This window comes from Pectobacterium versatile, from assembly GCF_003932035.1.
In the GTDB taxonomy this organism is placed as follows: Bacteria; Pseudomonadota; Gammaproteobacteria; order Enterobacterales; family Enterobacteriaceae; genus Pectobacterium; species Pectobacterium versatile.
Genome location: NZ_CP034276.1, coordinates 4,417,149 through 4,434,209, shown reverse-complemented (window position 1 = coordinate 4,434,209; position 17,061 = coordinate 4,417,149). Strand labels below are relative to the sequence as shown.

33 protein-coding genes are annotated in these 17,061 nt (G+C 48.5%); 32 read left to right on the top strand and 1 reads right to left on the bottom strand.

Annotated features, from left to right (window positions below):
* Positions 1-29 precede the first annotated feature (29 nt).
* The 32 genes from tuf (at position 30) to EIP93_RS19950 (ending at position 16,540) form a co-directional block, all read left to right on the top strand.
* Positions 30-1,214: an elongation factor Tu gene (gene tuf / locus EIP93_RS20105; protein WP_095700750.1), complete on the top strand. Its 1,185-nt coding sequence runs from the start codon at positions 30-32 to the stop codon at positions 1,212-1,214.
* Positions 1,215-1,417: 203 nt separating this feature from the next.
* Entirely contained in the window at positions 1,418-1,612 is a 195-nt protein-coding gene (bfd, locus tag EIP93_RS20100) for a bacterioferritin-associated ferredoxin (protein WP_005970281.1), read from the top strand.
* 72 nt (positions 1,613-1,684) lie between these two features.
* Positions 1,685-2,158 (top strand): bacterioferritin, encoded by a 474-nt coding sequence (gene bfr / locus EIP93_RS20095; RefSeq protein ID WP_010286186.1) that lies wholly within the window; start codon positions 1,685-1,687, stop codon positions 2,156-2,158.
* Positions 2,159-2,462: 304 nt separating this feature from the next.
* Positions 2,463-2,774 carry a 30S ribosomal protein S10 gene (rpsJ, locus tag EIP93_RS20090; protein ID WP_001181005.1) on the top strand — a complete coding sequence of 104 codons (312 nt, stop codon included), beginning with the start codon at positions 2,463-2,465 and terminating at the stop codon, positions 2,772-2,774.
* A 32-nt stretch (positions 2,775-2,806) separates the two neighbouring features.
* Positions 2,807-3,436: a 50S ribosomal protein L3 gene (gene rplC / locus EIP93_RS20085; protein ID WP_010304941.1), complete on the top strand. Its 630-nt coding sequence runs from the start codon at positions 2,807-2,809 to the stop codon at positions 3,434-3,436.
* 10 nt (positions 3,437-3,446) lie between these two features.
* The gene (rplD, locus tag EIP93_RS20080) at positions 3,447-4,052 is read left to right on the top strand and encodes a 50S ribosomal protein L4 (protein WP_039362752.1); all 606 of its coding nucleotides are present in this window, start codon (positions 3,447-3,449) and stop codon (positions 4,050-4,052) included.
* A complete protein-coding gene (rplW, locus tag EIP93_RS20075) occupies positions 4,049-4,351 on the top strand; it encodes a 50S ribosomal protein L23 (RefSeq protein WP_005970277.1) in 303 nt (100 codons plus the stop codon). The genes rplD and rplW overlap by 4 nt, the downstream gene beginning before the upstream one ends.
* Positions 4,352-4,368: 17 nt before the next feature.
* The gene (rplB, locus tag EIP93_RS20070) at positions 4,369-5,190 is read left to right on the top strand and encodes a 50S ribosomal protein L2 (RefSeq protein WP_095700748.1); all 822 of its coding nucleotides are present in this window, start codon (positions 4,369-4,371) and stop codon (positions 5,188-5,190) included.
* Between the two features lie 16 nt (positions 5,191-5,206).
* Positions 5,207-5,485, top strand: coding sequence for a 30S ribosomal protein S19 (gene rpsS, locus EIP93_RS20065; RefSeq protein WP_004929772.1), 279 nt, complete (start codon positions 5,207-5,209; stop codon positions 5,483-5,485).
* A gap of 14 nt (positions 5,486-5,499) precedes the next feature.
* Positions 5,500-5,832, top strand: a complete 333-nt coding sequence (gene rplV, locus EIP93_RS20060) for a 50S ribosomal protein L22 (RefSeq protein WP_005970275.1) — start codon at positions 5,500-5,502, stop codon at positions 5,830-5,832.
* Between the two features lie 17 nt (positions 5,833-5,849).
* The gene (gene rpsC / locus EIP93_RS20055; protein WP_005970274.1) at positions 5,850-6,551 is read left to right on the top strand and encodes a 30S ribosomal protein S3; all 702 of its coding nucleotides are present in this window, start codon (positions 5,850-5,852) and stop codon (positions 6,549-6,551) included.
* 12 nt (positions 6,552-6,563) lie between these two features.
* Positions 6,564-6,974, top strand: a complete 411-nt coding sequence (rplP, locus tag EIP93_RS20050; protein WP_005970273.1) for a 50S ribosomal protein L16 — start codon at positions 6,564-6,566, stop codon at positions 6,972-6,974.
* Entirely contained in the window at positions 6,974-7,165 is a 192-nt protein-coding gene (rpmC, locus tag EIP93_RS20045; protein ID WP_005970272.1) for a 50S ribosomal protein L29, read from the top strand. Before rplP ends, rpmC begins: the two co-directional genes overlap by 1 nt.
* Positions 7,165-7,419: a 30S ribosomal protein S17 gene (rpsQ, locus tag EIP93_RS20040; RefSeq protein WP_010286161.1), complete on the top strand. Its 255-nt coding sequence runs from the start codon at positions 7,165-7,167 to the stop codon at positions 7,417-7,419. The genes rpmC and rpsQ overlap by 1 nt, the downstream gene beginning before the upstream one ends.
* Positions 7,420-7,580: 161 nt before the next feature.
* Positions 7,581-7,952, top strand: coding sequence for a 50S ribosomal protein L14 (gene rplN, locus EIP93_RS20035; protein ID WP_000613954.1), 372 nt, complete (start codon positions 7,581-7,583; stop codon positions 7,950-7,952).
* 10 nt (positions 7,953-7,962) lie between these two features.
* Positions 7,963-8,277: a 50S ribosomal protein L24 gene (gene rplX / locus EIP93_RS20030; protein ID WP_005970267.1), complete on the top strand. Its 315-nt coding sequence runs from the start codon at positions 7,963-7,965 to the stop codon at positions 8,275-8,277.
* A gap of 14 nt (positions 8,278-8,291) precedes the next feature.
* A complete protein-coding gene (rplE, locus tag EIP93_RS20025; RefSeq protein WP_039487909.1) occupies positions 8,292-8,831 on the top strand; it encodes a 50S ribosomal protein L5 in 540 nt (179 codons plus the stop codon).
* Positions 8,832-8,844: 13 nt separating this feature from the next.
* Entirely contained in the window at positions 8,845-9,150 is a 306-nt protein-coding gene (gene rpsN, locus EIP93_RS20020; protein ID WP_010286114.1) for a 30S ribosomal protein S14, read from the top strand.
* 33 nt (positions 9,151-9,183) lie between these two features.
* Positions 9,184-9,576 carry a 30S ribosomal protein S8 gene (gene rpsH / locus EIP93_RS20015; protein ID WP_005970261.1) on the top strand — a complete coding sequence of 131 codons (393 nt, stop codon included), beginning with the start codon at positions 9,184-9,186 and terminating at the stop codon, positions 9,574-9,576.
* Between the two features lie 12 nt (positions 9,577-9,588).
* Positions 9,589-10,122, top strand: coding sequence for a 50S ribosomal protein L6 (gene rplF, locus EIP93_RS20010; RefSeq protein WP_005970259.1), 534 nt, complete (start codon positions 9,589-9,591; stop codon positions 10,120-10,122).
* A 9-nt stretch (positions 10,123-10,131) separates the two neighbouring features.
* Positions 10,132-10,485 (top strand): 50S ribosomal protein L18, encoded by a 354-nt coding sequence (gene rplR / locus EIP93_RS20005; protein WP_039487912.1) that lies wholly within the window; start codon positions 10,132-10,134, stop codon positions 10,483-10,485.
* Between the two features lie 14 nt (positions 10,486-10,499).
* Positions 10,500-11,000 (top strand): 30S ribosomal protein S5, encoded by a 501-nt coding sequence (rpsE, locus tag EIP93_RS20000; protein WP_005970257.1) that lies wholly within the window; start codon positions 10,500-10,502, stop codon positions 10,998-11,000.
* 5 nt (positions 11,001-11,005) lie between these two features.
* Complete coding sequence (gene rpmD, locus EIP93_RS19995) at positions 11,006-11,185, top strand: 50S ribosomal protein L30 (protein WP_004846568.1); 180 nt, start codon at positions 11,006-11,008, stop codon at positions 11,183-11,185.
* Positions 11,186-11,188: 3 nt separating this feature from the next.
* The gene (gene rplO, locus EIP93_RS19990; RefSeq protein ID WP_010286086.1) at positions 11,189-11,623 is read left to right on the top strand and encodes a 50S ribosomal protein L15; all 435 of its coding nucleotides are present in this window, start codon (positions 11,189-11,191) and stop codon (positions 11,621-11,623) included.
* Between the two features lie 7 nt (positions 11,624-11,630).
* Entirely contained in the window at positions 11,631-12,962 is a 1,332-nt protein-coding gene (secY, locus tag EIP93_RS19985; protein ID WP_010286083.1) for a preprotein translocase subunit SecY, read from the top strand.
* Positions 12,963-12,995: 33 nt separating this feature from the next.
* Complete coding sequence (rpmJ, locus tag EIP93_RS19980) at positions 12,996-13,112, top strand: 50S ribosomal protein L36 (protein WP_002227352.1); 117 nt, start codon at positions 12,996-12,998, stop codon at positions 13,110-13,112.
* Positions 13,113-13,258: 146 nt separating this feature from the next.
* Positions 13,259-13,615, top strand: a complete 357-nt coding sequence (rpsM, locus tag EIP93_RS19975; RefSeq protein ID WP_005970252.1) for a 30S ribosomal protein S13 — start codon at positions 13,259-13,261, stop codon at positions 13,613-13,615.
* 16 nt (positions 13,616-13,631) lie between these two features.
* Positions 13,632-14,021 (top strand): 30S ribosomal protein S11, encoded by a 390-nt coding sequence (rpsK, locus tag EIP93_RS19970; protein WP_002919257.1) that lies wholly within the window; start codon positions 13,632-13,634, stop codon positions 14,019-14,021.
* Between the two features lie 30 nt (positions 14,022-14,051).
* Entirely contained in the window at positions 14,052-14,672 is a 621-nt protein-coding gene (gene rpsD, locus EIP93_RS19965) for a 30S ribosomal protein S4 (protein ID WP_010286047.1), read from the top strand.
* 25 nt (positions 14,673-14,697) lie between these two features.
* The gene (locus EIP93_RS19960) at positions 14,698-15,687 is read left to right on the top strand and encodes a DNA-directed RNA polymerase subunit alpha (protein WP_005970247.1); all 990 of its coding nucleotides are present in this window, start codon (positions 14,698-14,700) and stop codon (positions 15,685-15,687) included.
* A 40-nt stretch (positions 15,688-15,727) separates the two neighbouring features.
* Positions 15,728-16,120: a 50S ribosomal protein L17 gene (rplQ, locus tag EIP93_RS19955; RefSeq protein WP_005970246.1), complete on the top strand. Its 393-nt coding sequence runs from the start codon at positions 15,728-15,730 to the stop codon at positions 16,118-16,120.
* A gap of 207 nt (positions 16,121-16,327) precedes the next feature.
* The gene (locus tag EIP93_RS19950) at positions 16,328-16,540 is read left to right on the top strand and encodes an alternative ribosome-rescue factor A (RefSeq protein ID WP_125233367.1); all 213 of its coding nucleotides are present in this window, start codon (positions 16,328-16,330) and stop codon (positions 16,538-16,540) included.
* A gap of 30 nt (positions 16,541-16,570) precedes the next feature.
* Here EIP93_RS19950 and mscL read toward each other — a convergent pair whose 3' ends face one another.
* Complete coding sequence (gene mscL, locus EIP93_RS19945; RefSeq protein ID WP_010304925.1) at positions 16,571-16,984, bottom strand: large-conductance mechanosensitive channel protein MscL; 414 nt, start codon at positions 16,982-16,984, stop codon at positions 16,571-16,573.
* Positions 16,985-17,061 lie beyond the last annotated feature (77 nt).

Genomic DNA, 17,061 nt, shown 5'->3' with positions numbered 1-17,061 from the left:
GGGAGAGCATTTGAGTAAGGAATATCGCCGTGTCTAAAGAAAAATTTGAACGTACAAAACCCCACGTTAACGTCGGTACTATCGGCCACGTTGACCATGGTAAAACTACTCTGACCGCTGCAATTACTACCGTTCTGGCTAAAACCTACGGTGGTAACGCGCGTGCATTCGACCAGATCGATAACGCACCGGAAGAAAAAGCACGTGGTATCACCATCAACACCTCTCACGTTGAATACGATACCCCGTCTCGCCACTATGCGCACGTTGACTGCCCAGGACACGCCGACTATGTGAAAAACATGATCACCGGTGCTGCCCAGATGGACGGCGCGATCCTGGTTGTTGCTGCGACTGACGGCCCAATGCCTCAGACCCGTGAGCACATCCTGCTGGGTCGTCAGGTTGGCGTTCCTTTCATCATCGTGTTCCTGAACAAATGTGACATGGTTGATGATGAAGAGCTGCTGGAACTGGTTGAGATGGAAGTGCGTGAGCTGCTGTCTCAGTACGACTTCCCAGGCGACGATACCCCAGTGGTTCGTGGTTCTGCTCTGAAAGCGCTGGAAGGCGAAGCTGAGTGGGAAGCAAAAATCATCGAACTGGCAGGCTACCTGGATTCTTATATTCCAGAACCAGAGCGTGCGATTGACAAGCCGTTCCTGCTGCCAATCGAAGACGTATTCTCCATCTCCGGTCGTGGTACCGTTGTTACCGGTCGTGTAGAGCGCGGTATCGTTAAAGTGGGTGAAGAAGTTGAAATCGTAGGTATCAAAGATACTGCGAAATCTACCTGTACTGGCGTAGAAATGTTCCGCAAACTGCTGGACGAAGGTCGTGCAGGCGAGAACGTTGGTGTTCTGCTGCGTGGTATCAAGCGTGAAGAAATCGAGCGTGGTCAGGTACTGGCTAAGCCGGGTTCAATCAAGCCGCACACTCAGTTCGAATCAGAAGTGTATATCCTGAGCAAAGATGAAGGCGGCCGTCATACTCCGTTCTTCAAAGGCTACCGTCCTCAGTTCTACTTCCGTACGACTGACGTAACGGGCACCATCGAACTGCCAGAAGGCGTAGAGATGGTCATGCCGGGCGACAACATCAAAATGGTTGTTACCCTGATCCACCCAATCGCGATGGACGATGGTTTGCGTTTCGCAATCCGTGAAGGCGGCCGTACAGTAGGCGCGGGCGTTGTTGCTAAAGTTATCGCTTAATCGCTGATAAACTCAATGCATGAAAAAGGCACTTCGGTGCCTTTTTTACGTCTTAATGATCAAATGGAAATTGAAATAAAAATAATTCTTATTTAGAATAACTTCGTTGGTTAAAAAATCGCTAGGAGCGGTTTCAAATACCGTTTGCAGTGTCCCGAAAGGTAGCGTGAAAGACACTCGCGATAACAATGAGTCATTCTGGTATGTATGTTTGTTTGTGTAACGCAATTTCTGACAAAGTCATTCGTAATGCTGTTCGTCAGCACCAGCCTCAATCTATGCAACAATTACGCAAGCTCGTTCCTATTGGGACAGATTGTGGTAAGTGTATTCGTCAGGCGCGTGTCATTTTTGAGGAAGAGCAGGCTAAAATTCCTGATATGTATGAAGTAGCATAAAATGTAGGGTCGTTTTTTTGACTCTCTGCTTACCGGTTCTACACTTTAAGAACTGGAGCGGAGGAGCATGTCATGAAAGGCGATAAAAAAGTCATCACACACCTGAATAAGTTATTGGGCAACGAGCTGGTAGCCATTAACCAATATTTTCTTCATGCCCGAATGTTTAAAAACTGGGGCTTAACCCGTCTAAACGATCACGAATATCATGAGTCTATTGACGAAATGAAGCATGCTGATCGCTACATCGAACGAATCCTATTTCTTGAAGGCATCCCGAATCTACAGGATTTGGGTAAGTTAAATATTGGTGAAGATGTCGAAGAGATTTTACGTTCTGACCTTCAACTTGAATTGGATGGCGCAAAGAATTTGCGTGAGGCAATTGCCTATGCTGATTCGGTGCATGACTACGTCAGTAGGGATTTAATGATAGAAATTCTTGCCGATGAAGAAGGTCACATAGACTGGCTGGAAACAGAATTAGATTTGATTTCACGTCTTGGCATACAAAACTATCTTCAAGCTCAGCTAAAAGCTGAGTAACATAGCAGGTACGCTGCTATGTATTGTTATCCCCAATCCGGCTGGATTCGCACACATCGTCCGGCCGGATTTAAAATCATTTCATCCCGCTTGTTGCTTCCCCTGCCAATTTGCGTATAATGCGCGAGCTTACCGAAACTAGGTAAGCCTGATTCAATCCGAATCAGACGGTCAATATTCATTTATTGCCCAAAACAATACTCCCGATATGGGGGTTATGTGCTGACGATTACACTCCCCCATCAATCGAAATGGGTGTGAGGAGTAATCATTTACGTTTATAAATAATTGGAGCTCTGGTCTCATGCAGAACCAAAGAATCCGTATCCGCCTGAAAGCGTTTGATCATCGTCTGATTGATCAATCAACTGCGGAAATCGTCGAGACTGCTAAGCGCACTGGTGCGCAAGTACGTGGTCCGATCCCGCTGCCGACCCGCAAAGAGCGCTTTACCGTTCTGATTTCTCCGCACGTCAATAAAGATGCGCGCGATCAGTACGAGATTCGCACTCACAAGCGTCTGGTTGACATCGTTGAGCCAACCGAGAAAACCGTTGATGCTCTGATGCGTCTGGATCTGGCTGCTGGTGTAGACGTGCAGATCAGCCTGGGTTAATCAGGTCATTGAGCGATTGAGAGGTTGAAACAATGATTGGTTTAGTCGGTAAAAAAGTGGGCATGACCCGTATCTTCACTGAAGATGGCGTATCTATCCCCGTAACCGTTATCGAAATTGAAGCAAACCGCGTAACTCAGGTTAAAGACCTGGCTAACGACGGTTACCGCGCTGTGCAAGTAACTACTGGTGCTAAAAAAGCAAACCGTGTTACTAAGCCAGAAGCAGGTCACTTTGCTAAAGCTGGCGTAGAAGCTGGCCGTACTCTGCGTGAATTCCGTCTTTCTGAAGGCGAAGAGTTCACTGTAGGTCAGAGCATCAGTGTCGAAATTTTCGCAGACGTTAAAAAAGTAGACGTTACTGGTACATCTAAAGGTAAAGGTTTTGCTGGCACAGTTAAGCGCTGGAATTTCCGTACTCAGGATGCTACTCACGGTAACTCCTTGTCCCACCGCGTTCCGGGTTCTATCGGTCAGAACCAGACTCCGGGCAAAGTGTTTAAAGGCAAGAAAATGGCAGGCCAGCTGGGTAACGAACGTGTAACCGTTCAGAGCCTGGACGTAGTGCGTGTTGACGCTGAGCGCAACCTGCTGCTGGTTAAAGGTGCTGTTCCGGGAGCTACCGGTAGCGACCTGATCGTTAAACCAGCTGTGAAGGCGTGAGGAGATAGCAATGGAATTAGTATTGAAAGACGCGCAAAGCGCGCTGACTGTTTCCGAAACTACCTTCGGTCGTGATTTCAACGAAGCGCTGGTACATCAGGTTGTTGTTGCTTATGCAGCAGGTGCCCGTCAAGGTACTCGCGCCCAGAAGACCCGTGCTGAAGTAACTGGTTCCGGTAAAAAACCTTGGCGTCAGAAAGGTACTGGCCGTGCGCGTTCTGGTTCTGTTAAGAGCCCGATCTGGCGTTCCGGTGGTGTGACCTTCGCTGCTAAGCCACAGGACCACAGTCAGAAAGTTAACAAAAAGATGTACCGCGGCGCGCTGAAAAGCATTCTGTCCGAATTGGTACGTCAAGATCGTCTGATCGTTGTCGAGACGTTCTCTGTAGAAGCACCGAAAACTAAGTTGCTGGCGCAGAAACTGAAAGAAATGGCACTGGAAGACGTGTTGATCATCACCGGTGAACTGGATGAGAATCTGTTCCTGGCCGCTCGTAACCTGTACAAGGTTGACGTGCGTGATGCAGCAGGTATCGACCCAGTTAGCTTGATCGCCTTCGACAAAGTCGTTATGACTGCTGATGCAGTTAAGCAAGTTGAGGAGATGCTGGCATGATCCGTGAAGAACGTCTGCTGAAAGTACTGCGCGCGCCGCACGTATCTGAAAAAGCATCTACCGCGATGGAAAAAACTAACACCATCGTTCTCAAAGTTGCTAAAGACGCGACTAAAGCAGAGATCGTTGCTGCTGTCGAGAAACTGTTCGAAGTAGAAGTTAAAGACGTAAACACCCTGGTAGTTAAGGGTAAAGTTAAGCGTCACGGACAGCGTATTGGTCGTCGTAGCGACTGGAAAAAAGCTTACGTCACCCTGAAAGAAGGCCAGAATCTGGACTTCATCGGCGGCGCTGAGTAAGTCGGAGGAGAAAGACAATGGCAGTTGTTAAATGTAAACCGACATCTCCGGGTCGTCGCCACGTTGTTAAAGTGGTTAACCCTGAGCTGCACAAGGGCAAGCCTTACGCCCCATTGCTGGAAAAGAACAGCAAATCCGGTGGCCGTAACAACAATGGCCGCATCACTACCCGTCACATCGGTGGTGGTCACAAACAGCAGTATCGTCTGGTTGACTTCAAACGCAATAAAGATGGTATTCCTGCGGTTGTTGAGCGTCTCGAGTATGATCCGAACCGTTCCGCGAATATCGCGCTGGTTCTGTACAAAGACGGCGAGCGTCGTTACATCCTGGCGCCGAAAGGCCTGAAAGCCGGCGACCAGATCCAATCTGGCGTTGATGCTGCGATTAAAGCGGGTAACACCCTGCCGATGCGTAACATTCCAGTCGGTTCAACGGTTCACAACGTAGAAATGAAACCAGGTAAAGGCGGCCAATTGGCTCGTTCTGCTGGTACTTACGTTCAGATCGTTGCTCGTGACGGTTCTTACGTTACCCTGCGTCTGCGTTCTGGCGAAATGCGTAAAGTCGAATCCGACTGCCGCGCTACGCTGGGCGAAGTTGGCAACGCTGAGCATATGCTGCGCGTTCTGGGTAAAGCTGGTGCTGCACGCTGGCGTGGTGTTCGTCCTACCGTTCGCGGTACGGCAATGAACCCAGTCGACCACCCACACGGTGGTGGTGAAGGTCGTAACTTTGGTAAGCACCCGGTTAGTCCGTGGGGCCTCCAGACCAAAGGTAAGAAGACCCGCAGCAACAAGCGTACTGATAAATTTATCGTACGTCGCCGTACTAAATAATCTTAGAGGATAAACCATGCCACGTTCTCTCAAGAAAGGTCCATTTATTGACCTGCACTTGCTGAAGAAGGTAGAGAAAGCGGTGGAAAGCGGAGACAAGAAGCCTTTGCGCACTTGGTCCCGTCGTTCAACGATCTTTCCAAATATGATCGGTTTGACCATCGCTGTCCATAATGGTCGTCAGCACGTTCCGGTGTTTGTTTCCGATGAAATGGTCGGTCACAAACTGGGTGAATTCGCGCCGACTCGTACTTATCGCGGCCATGCGGCCGACAAAAAGGCCAAGAAGCGCTAAGGTAGGAGGAAGAGATGGAAACTATCGCTAAACATTGCCACGCTCGTTCTTCTGCTCAAAAGGTTCGCCTGGTGGCAGACCTGATTCGCGGTAAGAAAGTGTCGCAAGCTCTGGAAGTTCTGACCTACACCAACAAGAAAGCTGCTGGTCTGGTTAAAAAAGTGCTGGAGTCTGCTATTGCTAACGCAGAACACAACGATGGCGCTGACATTGATGATCTGAAAGTCGCGAAAATCTTCGTTGACGAAGGCCCAAGCATGAAGCGCATTATGCCGCGTGCTAAAGGTCGTGCGGATCGCATCCTGAAGCGTACCAGCCACATTACTGTGGTTGTGTCCGATCGCTGAGACTCTGGAGACTAGCAATGGGTCAGAAAGTACATCCTAATGGTATTCGCCTGGGTATTGTCAAACCTTGGAACTCTACCTGGTATGCGAATACCAAAGAATTCGCTGACAACCTGGACAGCGATTTTAAAGTTCGTAAATACCTGACGAAGGAACTGGAGAAGGCTTCCGTTTCTCGTATCGTTATCGAACGTCCGGCAAAAAGCATCCGTGTGACTATTCACACTGCTCGCCCGGGTATCGTGATCGGTAAAAAAGGTGAAGATGTTGAAAAACTGCGCAAAGTCGTAGCGGATATCGCTGGCGTACCTGCACAGATCAATATCGCAGAAGTTCGTAAACCTGAACTGGACGCAAAACTGGTTGCTGACAGCATCACTTCTCAGCTGGAGCGTCGTGTGATGTTCCGTCGTGCTATGAAGCGTGCGGTACAGAACGCCATGCGTCTGGGCGCTAAAGGTATTAAAGTTGAAGTAAGTGGCCGTCTTGGCGGCGCTGAAATCGCGCGTACCGAATGGTACCGTGAAGGTCGTGTTCCATTGCATACACTGCGTGCGGATATCGACTACAACACCTCCGAAGCGCACACCACTTATGGTGTTATCGGTGTGAAAGTGTGGATCTTCAAAGGTGAGATCCTGGGTGGTATGGCTGCCGTTGAACAACCGGAAAAACCGGCTGCTCAACCTAAAAAGCAGCAGCGTAAAGGCCGCAAGTAAGGAGAGTCGCTGATGTTACAACCAAAGCGTACAAAATTCCGTAAGGTGCACAAGGGCCGCAACCGTGGTCTGGCGCAGGGTACGGATGTTAGCTTCGGCACTTTCGGTCTGAAAGCTGTTGGCCGCGGTCGCCTGACTGCTCGTCAAATCGAAGCTGCACGTCGTGCCATGACTCGTGCTGTTAAGCGTCAAGGTAAGATCTGGATCCGTGTATTCCCGGACAAACCGATCACCGAGAAACCGCTTGAAGTTCGTATGGGTAAAGGTAAAGGTAACGTGGAATATTGGGTTGCCTTGATTCAGCCAGGTAAAGTCCTGTACGAAATGGACGGTGTGCCGGAAGAGTTAGCCCGTGAGGCATTCCAACTGGCAGCAGCGAAACTGCCTATCAAAACCACCTTTGTAACTAAGACGGTGATGTAATGAAAGCAAATGAGCTGCGTGAAAAAAGCGTCGAAGAGCTGAACACTGAACTGCTCGGCCTGCTGCGCGAGCAATTTAACCTGCGTATGCAGGCTGCCAGTGGTCAGTTGCAACAGACTCACCTGGTAAAACAAGTGCGTCACAATATTGCACGTGTTAAGACTTTACTGACTGAGAAGGCGGGTGCGTAATGACCGATAAAATCCGTACTCTGCAAGGTCGTGTTGTAAGCGACAAAATGGAGAAATCCATGGTTGTCGCTATCGAACGTTTTGTGAAACACCCGCTTTACGGTAAATTCATTAAGCGTACGACTAAGCTGCACGTACATGACGAGAACAATGAATGCGGTATCGGTGACGTGGTTGAAATCCGCGAATGCCGTCCGCTGTCCAAAAATAAGTCTTGGACACTTGTTCGCGTTGTAGAGAAAGCGATTCTGTAATAAAGTAGCGCTCTTCTCTTATGATAAACGGCTCTGCAAAGGGCCGTTTATTTTTTCTACCCATACCAAGGAAGCGGTGTTATAATGCTGCGCCCTCAATTATGGGGTATTTAATGGCCCGAAAGGGTCCTAGAGTAGTAGTTGACAAGCGGAGCACTAAAATGATCCAAGAACAGACTATGCTGAACGTGGCCGATAATTCCGGTGCACGTCGCGTAATGTGTATCAAGGTTCTAGGTGGCTCGCACCGTCGCTACGCAGGCGTCGGCGATATCATCAAAATTACCATCAAGGAAGCAATTCCTCGCGGTAAGGTGAAGAAAGGCGATGTTCTGAAGGCGGTAGTGGTGCGCACCAAGAAGGGTGTTCGTCGCCCGGACGGTTCTGTCATTCGCTTCGATGGTAATGCTTGCGTTATTTTAAACAATAACAGCGAACAGCCTATCGGTACGCGTATTTTTGGGCCGGTAACTCGTGAACTGCGTAATGAGAAGTTCATGAAAATTATCTCTCTGGCACCAGAAGTACTTTAAGGAGCGAATCATGGCAGCGAAAATCCGTCGTGATGACGAAGTTATTGTGCTAACCGGTAAAGATAAAGGTAAGCGCGGTAAAGTAAAAAATGTCCTGTCTGCTAGTAAGGTCATTGTTGAAGGTATTAACCTGGTTAAAAAACATCAGAAGCCGGTTCCGGCCCTGAATCAACCAGGTGGCATCGTTGAAAAAGAAGCTGCAATTCAAGTTTCTAACCTTGCAATCTTCAATGCGGCAACTGGTAAGGCTGACCGTGTAGGCTTTAGATTCGAAGACGGAAAAAAAGTCCGTTTCTTTAAATCTAATAGCGAAACTATCAAGTAATTTGGAGTAGTACGATGGCGAAACTGCATGATTACTACAAAGACGAAGTAGTTAAAAAACTCATGACTGAGTTTAGCTACAATTCTGTCATGCAAGTCCCTCGGGTCGAGAAGATCACCCTGAATATGGGTGTTGGTGAAGCGATCGCTGACAAGAAACTGCTGGATAACGCAGCAGCCGATCTGGCAGCAATCTCCGGTCAAAAACCGTTGATCACCAAAGCACGCAAATCTGTTGCAGGCTTCAAAATCCGTCAGGGCTATCCGATCGGCTGTAAAGTAACTCTGCGTGGCGAACGCATGTGGGAGTTCCTTGAGCGTCTGATTTCCATTGCTGTACCGCGTATTCGTGACTTCCGTGGCTTGTCCGCCAAGTCATTCGATGGTCGTGGTAACTACAGCATGGGTGTGCGTGAGCAGATCATCTTCCCGGAAATCGACTACGATAAAGTCGATCGCGTTCGTGGTTTGGACATTACCATCACCACTACTGCGAAATCCGATGATGAAGGCCGTGCGCTGTTGGCCGCCTTTAACTTCCCATTCCGCAAGTAAGGTAGGGTTACTAATGGCTAAGCAATCCATGAAAGCACGCGAAGTTGTTCGTGTGAAACTGGCTGAAAAATACCGCGCTAAACGCGAGGAATTAAAAGCTATCATCTCTGGTGTGAACTCATCCGACGAAGATCGTTGGGATGCTGTTCTTAAGCTGCAGACTCTGCCGCGTGATTCCAGCCCGTCTCGTCAGCGTAACCGCTGCCGCCAAACTGGTCGTCCGCACGCTTTCCTGCGGAAGTTCGGGTTGAGCCGTATCAAGGTCCGTGAAGCCGCTATGCGCGGTGAAATTCCGGGTCTGAAAAAGGCTAGCTGGTAATTGTCACCAATTGAATCACGGGAGTAAAGACAGATGAGCATGCAAGATCCGATCGCGGATATGCTGACCCGTATCCGTAACGGTCAAGCCGCGAACAAAGTTGCGGTCACCATGCCTTCCTCCAAGCTGAAAGTGGCAATTGCCAACGTGCTGAAGGAAGAAGGTTACATTGAAGATTTCAAAATCGAAGGCGACACCAAGCCAGTTCTGGAATTAGAACTTAAATATTTCCAGGGCAAGGCAGTGGTAGAAAGCATTCAGCGAGTAAGCCGTCCAGGTCTGCGCATCTATAAAAGAAAAGATGAGCTGCCAAAAGTTATGGCCGGTTTGGGTATCGCTGTTGTTTCTACCTCTAAAGGTGTTATGACTGATCGTGCAGCTCGCCAAGCTGGTCTTGGTGGCGAGATTATCTGCTACGTAGCTTAATCGGGAGGAAAAATGTCTCGTGTTGCAAAAGCACCCGTCGTCATTCCTGCCGGCGTAGAGGTAAAACTCAACGGTCAGGATGTTTCGATTAAGGGTAAAAACGGCGAGCTGAGTCGTAAGATCCATGATGCTGTTGAAGTGAAACAAGCTGACAACGCTCTGACTTTCGCTCCGCGCGAAGGTTTCGTTGACGGATGGGCCCAAGCGGGTACTACTCGAGCTCTGTTGAACGCAATGGTTATCGGTGTTACCGAAGGCTTCACTAAGAAGCTGCAACTGGTTGGTGTTGGTTACCGTGCTGCTGTTAAAGGCAATGTGGTTAACCTGTCTCTTGGGTTTTCTCACCCAGTAGAGCATGCACTGCCGGCAGGTATTACTGCAGAATGCCCAAGCCAAACTGAAATCGTACTGAAAGGTGCTGATAAACAGGTTATTGGTCAGGTTGCTGCGGAATTACGCGCCTACCGTCGTCCTGAGCCTTATAAAGGCAAGGGTGTCCGTTACGCCGACGAAGTCGTGCGTACCAAAGAGGCTAAGAAGAAGTAAGGTAACACTATGGATAAGAAAGCAGCTCGTATCCGTCGTGCGACCCGCGCACGCCGCAAGCTCCAGGAACTGGGTGCGACGCGTCTGGTGGTACATCGTACGCCACGCCATATTTATGCGCAGGTCATTGCACCGAACGGTTCTGAAGTCCTGGTAGCCGCTTCTACTGTAGAAAAAGCTATCGCTGAACAACTGAAGTCTACCGGTAATAAAGACGCAGCTATCGCAATAGGTAAAGCTATTGCAGAACGCGCGTTAGAAAAAGGCATCAAAGATGTCTCTTTCGACCGTTCCGGTTTCCAATATCATGGTCGAGTCCAAGCACTGGCAGATGCTGCCCGTGAAGCTGGCCTTCAGTTCTAAGGTAGAGGTGTAAGATGGCTCACATCGAGAAACAAGCTGGCGAACTGCAGGAAAAGCTGATCGCGGTAAATCGCGTATCTAAAACCGTTAAAGGTGGTCGTATTTTCAGCTTCACCGCACTGACTGTAGTGGGTGATGGCAACGGCCGCGTTGGTTTTGGTTACGGTAAAGCTCGCGAAGTTCCAGCAGCGATCCAGAAAGCGATGGAAAAAGCCCGTCGCAATATGATGAATGTCGCGCTGAACAACGGCACCCTGCAGCACCCAGTTAAAGGTGCTCACACGGGTTCTCGTGTGTTCATGCAGCCAGCTTCCGAAGGTACCGGTATTATTGCCGGTGGTGCAATGCGCGCCGTTTTGGAAGTTGCAGGGGTTCACAACGTATTGGCTAAAGCCTATGGTTCCACTAACCCGATTAACGTGGTTCGTGCAACGATTGATGGTTTGGCCAATATGAAGTCCCCGGAAATGGTCGCTGCCAAGCGTGGTAAATCCGTTGAAGAAATTCTGGGGTAATGACCGTGGCAAAGACTATTAAAATTACTCAAACCCGTAGTGCAATCGGTCGTCTGCCGAAACATAAGGCGACACTGCTTGGCCTGGGTCTGCGTCGTATTGGGCATACAGTTGAACGTGAGGATACTCCTGCGGTTCGCGGTATGGTCAACGCGGTTTCCTACATGGTTAAAGTAGAGGAGTAACAGATGCGTTTAAATACTCTGTCTCCGGCCGAAGGTGCTAAACACGCACCGAAGCGTTTAGGTCGTGGTATCGGTTCTGGCCTGGGCAAAACCAGTGGTCGTGGTCACAAAGGTCAGAACTCTCGTTCTGGCGGTGGCGTACGTCGTGGTTTTGAAGGTGGTCAGATGCCTTTATATCGTCGTCTGCCGAAATTCGGTTTTACTTCTCGCAAAGCGATGATCACGGCAGAAGTTCGTCTGTCTGATTTAGCTAAAGTAGAAGGCGACGTGGTTGACCTGAATACGCTGAAAGCCGCTAATGTTATTGGCATTCAGATTGAGTTCGCGAAAGTGATTCTGTCTGGTGAAGTTGCTCGTCCGGTAACGATTCGTGGTCTGCGTGTCACTAAAGGTGCTCGTGCTGCTATCGAAACTGCTGGCGGTAAAATTGAGGAATAAGTAGCAGATGGCTAAGCAACCAGGATTAGATTTTCAAAGTGCTAAAGGCGGAGTTGGTGAACTGAAGCGCAGACTTTTGTTTGTTATCGGTGCGCTAATTGTTTTCCGTATTGGCTCTTTTATCCCAATTCCTGGTATTGATGCCACTGTGCTTGCCAAATTGCTTGAACAGCAGCGAGGCACCATCATTGAAATGTTTAACATGTTCTCTGGTGGTGCTCTCAGCCGTGCTTCTATCTTTGCACTGGGTATTATGCCGTATATTTCGGCGTCGATTATTATCCAGTTGCTGACGGTGGTTCATCCAGCGTTGGCTGAAATAAAGAAAGAAGGTGAAGCTGGCCGTCGTAAGATAAGCCAGTACACTCGCTACGGTACCTTGGTATTGGCTATATTCCAGTCGATCGGTATTGCTACCGGTTTGCCGAATATGCCTGGAATGCAAGACTTGGTTATAAACCCAGGCTTTGCTTTCTACTTTACCGCTGTTGTGAGCCTAGTTACTGGGACAATGTTCCTGATGTGGCTGGGAGAACAGATTACGGAACGTGGTATCGGTAACGGTATCTCGATCATAATCTTCGCTGGTATTGTTGCGGGACTACCGCCGGCCATTGGCCATACCATCGAGCAAGCTCGGCAAGGCGACCTGCACTTCCTCCTGTTGCTGTTGGTTGCAGTCTTAGTGTTTGCAGTAACCTTCTTCGTTGTTTTCGTTGAACGTGGCCAACGTCGTATCGTTGTTAACTATGCAAAACGTCAACAGGGTCGTCGTGTTTATGCAGCACAGAGTACGCATTTACCGCTGAAGGTGAACATGGCTGGGGTTATCCCTGCAATTTTTGCCTCCAGCATTATTCTGTTCCCAGCCACGATTGCATCTTGGTTTGGGGGCGGTACCGGTTGGAACTGGCTGACAACTATTTCGCTGTATTTGCAGCCCGGACAACCGCTTTATGTGTTACTCTATGCGTCTGCAATCATCTTCTTCTGTTTCTTCTACACTGCGTTGGTTTTCAACCCGCGCGAAACAGCAGATAACCTGAAGAAGTCCGGTGCATTCGTGCCAGGAATTCGTCCGGGAGAGCAAACGGCGAAGTATATCGATAAAGTGATGACTCGCCTTACTCTGATTGGTGCGATGTATATTACTTTTATCTGCCTGATCCCGGAGTTTATGCGTGACGCAATGAAAGTGCCTTTCTATTTTGGGGGTACATCTTTATTGATCGTTGTTGTCGTCATCATGGACTTTATGGCTCAAGTGCAAACTCTAATGATGTCGAGTCAATATGAGTCTGCATTGAAGAAAGCAAACCTGAAAGGCTATAACCGTTAATTAGGTGAGCTTGAGAAGTTACGGAGAGTAAAAATGAAAGTTCGTGCTTCCGTCAAGAAATTATGTCGTAACTGTAAGATTGTTAAGCGTAACGGTGTCGTTCGTGTGATCTGCAGTGCCGAACCGAAGCATAAACAGCGTCAAGGCTGATTATCTCGCATATTTTTCTTGCAAAGTTGGATTGAGCTGGCTAGATTAGCCAGCCAATCTTTTGTATGTAGCTGCAACATTATTTGAGTATCCTGAAAACGGGCTTTTCAGAATGGTGTTGCCGTATAAAATTGTAGGAGTGCATAGTGGCCCGTATAGCAGGCATTAACATTCCTGATCATAAACATACCGTTATTGCATTAACGTCGATTTTCGGTATCGGTAAAACTCGGTCGCAGGCTATTTGTGCTGCAACAGGAATTGCCGAAAATGTTAAGATCAGTGAGCTGTCTGAAGAGCAAATCGATAAGCTGCGTGACGAAGTTGCCAAGTTTGTTGTAGAAGGTGATCTGCGTCGTGAAGTTACCCTGAGCATCAAGCGTCTTATGGACCTTGGTACTTATCGTGGTTTGCGTCATCGTCGTGGTCTGCCGGTTCGCGGTCAGCGTACCAAGACTAACGCCCGTACCCGTAAGGGTCCGCGCAAACCGATCAAGAAATAATCGGGGTGATTGAATAATGGCAAAGGCACCTATTCGTGCACGTAAGCGTGTCAGAAAGCAAGTCTCTGACGGTGTGGCTCATATCCATGCTTCTTTCAACAACACCATCGTAACCATTACTGATCGTCAGGGTAATGCGCTAGGTTGGGCAACTGCCGGTGGTTCCGGCTTCCGTGGTTCTCGCAAATCCACTCCGTTCGCAGCTCAAGTTGCAGCAGAACGCTGTGCTGAAGCAGTGAAAGAGTACGGTATTAAGAACCTGGAAGTTATGGTTAAAGGACCTGGTCCGGGCCGTGAGTCTACTATCCGCGCGTTGAACGCGGCTGGTTTCCGCATCACTAATATTACTGATGTGACTCCGATCCCTCATAACGGTTGTCGTCCGCCGAAAAAGCGCCGCGTATAACGCCGCTTTTAGGATTGTTGGAGAAAGAAAATGGCAAGATATTTGGGTCCTAAGCTCAAGCTGAGCCGTCGTGAAGGCACCGACCTGTTTCTGAAGTCTGGTGTTCGTGCGATCGATTCCAAGTGTAAAATTGAACAAGCTCCTGGCCAGCACGGTGCGCGTAAACCGCGTCTGTCTGACTATGGTGTACAGTTGCGTGAAAAGCAAAAAGTTCGCCGTATCTACGGTGTTCTGGAGCGTCAGTTCCGTAACTATTATAAAGAAGCTGCACGTCTGAAAGGCAACACAGGTGCAAACCTGCTGCAACTGCTGGAAGGTCGTCTGGATAACGTTGTTTATCGTATGGGTTTTGGTGCCACTCGTGCTGAAGCACGTCAGATGGTAAGCCACAAAGCTATCATGGTAAACGGTCGCGTTGTTAGCATCGCTTCTTATCAGGTATCCCCGAATGACGTAGTCAGCATCCGTGAGAAAGCGAAAAAGCAATCTCGCGTGAAAGCCGCTCTGGAGCTGGCTGAACAGCGTGAAAAGCCAACTTGGCTGGAAGTTGATGCTGCCAAGATGGAAGGTGTGTTCAAACGTATTCCTGAACGTACCGATCTGTCTGCGGACATTAATGAACACCTGATCGTCGAGCTTTACTCCAAGTAAAGCTTAGTACCAAAGAGAGGACACAATGCAGGGTTCTGTGACAGAGTTTCTAAAACCGCGCCTGGTTGATATCGAGCAAGTGAGTTCGACGCACGCCAAGGTGACCCTTGAGCCATTAGAGCGGGGCTTCGGCCATACTCTTGGCAACGCACTGCGCCGTATTCTGCTTTCATCCATGCCAGGTTGCGCGGTGACCGAGGTTGAGATTGATGGTGTACTGCATGAGTACAGCACCAAAGAAGGCGTACAGGAAGATATCCTGGAAATCCTGCTCAACCTGAAAGGGCTGGCGGTGAGAGTTCAAGGCAAAGATGAAGTTATTCTTACCCTGAATAAATCTGGCATTGGCCCTGTGACTGCAGCCGACATCATCCATGATGGTGATGTCGAAATCGTCAAGCCGCAGCACTTAATTTGCCACCTGACCGATGAAAACGCATCTATTAGCATGCGTATCAAAGTTCAACGTGGTCGTGGTTATGTGCCGGCATCTGCCCGTATTCATACGGAAGAAGATGAGCGCCCGATTGGTCGTCTGTTAGTTGATGCTTGCTACAGCCCTGTAGAGCGTATTGCCTACAATGTTGAAGCAGCTCGTGTAGAACAGCGTACTGACCTGGACAAGCTAGTCATCGAAATGGAAACCAATGGCACGATCGATCCTGAAGAGGCGATCCGCCGTGCGGCTACCATTCTGGCTGAACAACTTGAAGCTTTTGTTGACTTACGTGATGTTCGTCAGCCAGAAGTTAAAGAAGAGAAACCAGAATTCGATCCGATTCTGCTGCGCCCTGTTGACGATCTGGAATTGACTGTCCGCTCTGCTAACTGCCTTAAGGCAGAAGCTATCCACTACATCGGTGATCTGGTACAGCGTACCGAGGTTGAGCTGCTCAAAACGCCTAACCTTGGTAAAAAATCTCTTACTGAGATTAAAGACGTACTGGCTTCCCGTGGTTTGTCTCTGGGCATGCGCTTGGAAAACTGGCCACCGGCAAGCATTGCTGATGAGTAACCAGATCACAGGTTAAGGTTTTACTGAGAAGGATAAGGTCATGCGCCATCGTAAGAGTGGTCGTCAACTGAACCGTAACAGCAGCCATCGTCAGGCTATGTTCCGTAACATGGCTAGTTCTTTGGTTCGTCATGAAATCATCAAGACGACCCTGCCGAAAGCGAAAGAGCTGCGTCGCGTTGTTGAACCGCTGATTACTCTTGCCAAGACCGACAGCGTTGCTAATCGTCGTCTGGCATTCGCCCGTACTCGTGATAACGAGATCGTGGCAAAACTGTTTAATGAACTGGGCCCGCGTTTCGCGAGCCGTGCCGGTGGTTACACTCGTATTCTGAAGTGTGGCTTCCGTGCTGGTGACAATGCGCCGATGGCATACATCGAGCTCGTTGATCGCTCAGTTTCGCAGACAGAAGAAGTTGCTACTGCAGAGTAATCTGTAAGAGCGTAAAAAAACCGGGGAAACCCGGTTTTTTTATATCTGAAATAAGTCATGCTTTCGCATAAATATACATGGTGAGCAACTACCTGTGTCTGAGTGAGTTGAAAAATATATCCCACCTGTTCTCATCTACCCATTTCGACTATATACTCTGCATGTTTTATTGATGTACATACCAACCCGAGTTTCTTAGGAGTAATGATGACCACATACCGACATAAACGTGGGAAAATCCAAGACAACGCCATTGAGGCATTGCTACATGACCCACTGTTTCGCCAACGAATTGAAGTGAATGAAAAAGGGAAGGGAAGTTATCGTAGAAAAGGGAAGCACATGAAGAAAGGTAATTGGGAGGCCAGTGGTAAGCAATCAAATGATTATTTACCTCTGGCCTTTCTACTTTCTGCGTAATGAAGCAGAGGTCTAATAGAAACTCAATTTTTACTGTTTGGGCTGCTGTTCTTTAAGTAAATCGCGAATTTCAGCTAATAGCTTCTCTTCTGCGCTAGGTTTTGGCGGTGCGGCAGGCGTATCTTCCTGTTTCCGACGCATTTTATTCATAAGCTTGATCGCTATAAAAATCGCGAAAGCGACGATGATAAAGTCGAAAATATTCTGGATGAAAGCGCCATAGTTCATGACAACGGCGGGAATTTCACCTTGGGCGTCACGAAGAATAAGGCTGAATTGTTTAAAATCGACCCCACCAATCAAAAGTCCAAGTGGCGGCATAATAATATCTGATACCAGAGAAGAAACGATCTTGCCGAAAGCTGCACCAATAATGACACCCACCGCCAAATCGACAACGTTGCCACGCATGGCAAACTCTCTGAATTCTTTAATGATGCTCATATCCGTTCTCCTTGCCAAAAAATTATAAATTAATTCTAACCAATAGCCGTATCTTTGCCAGATTATCGATTAGCAAT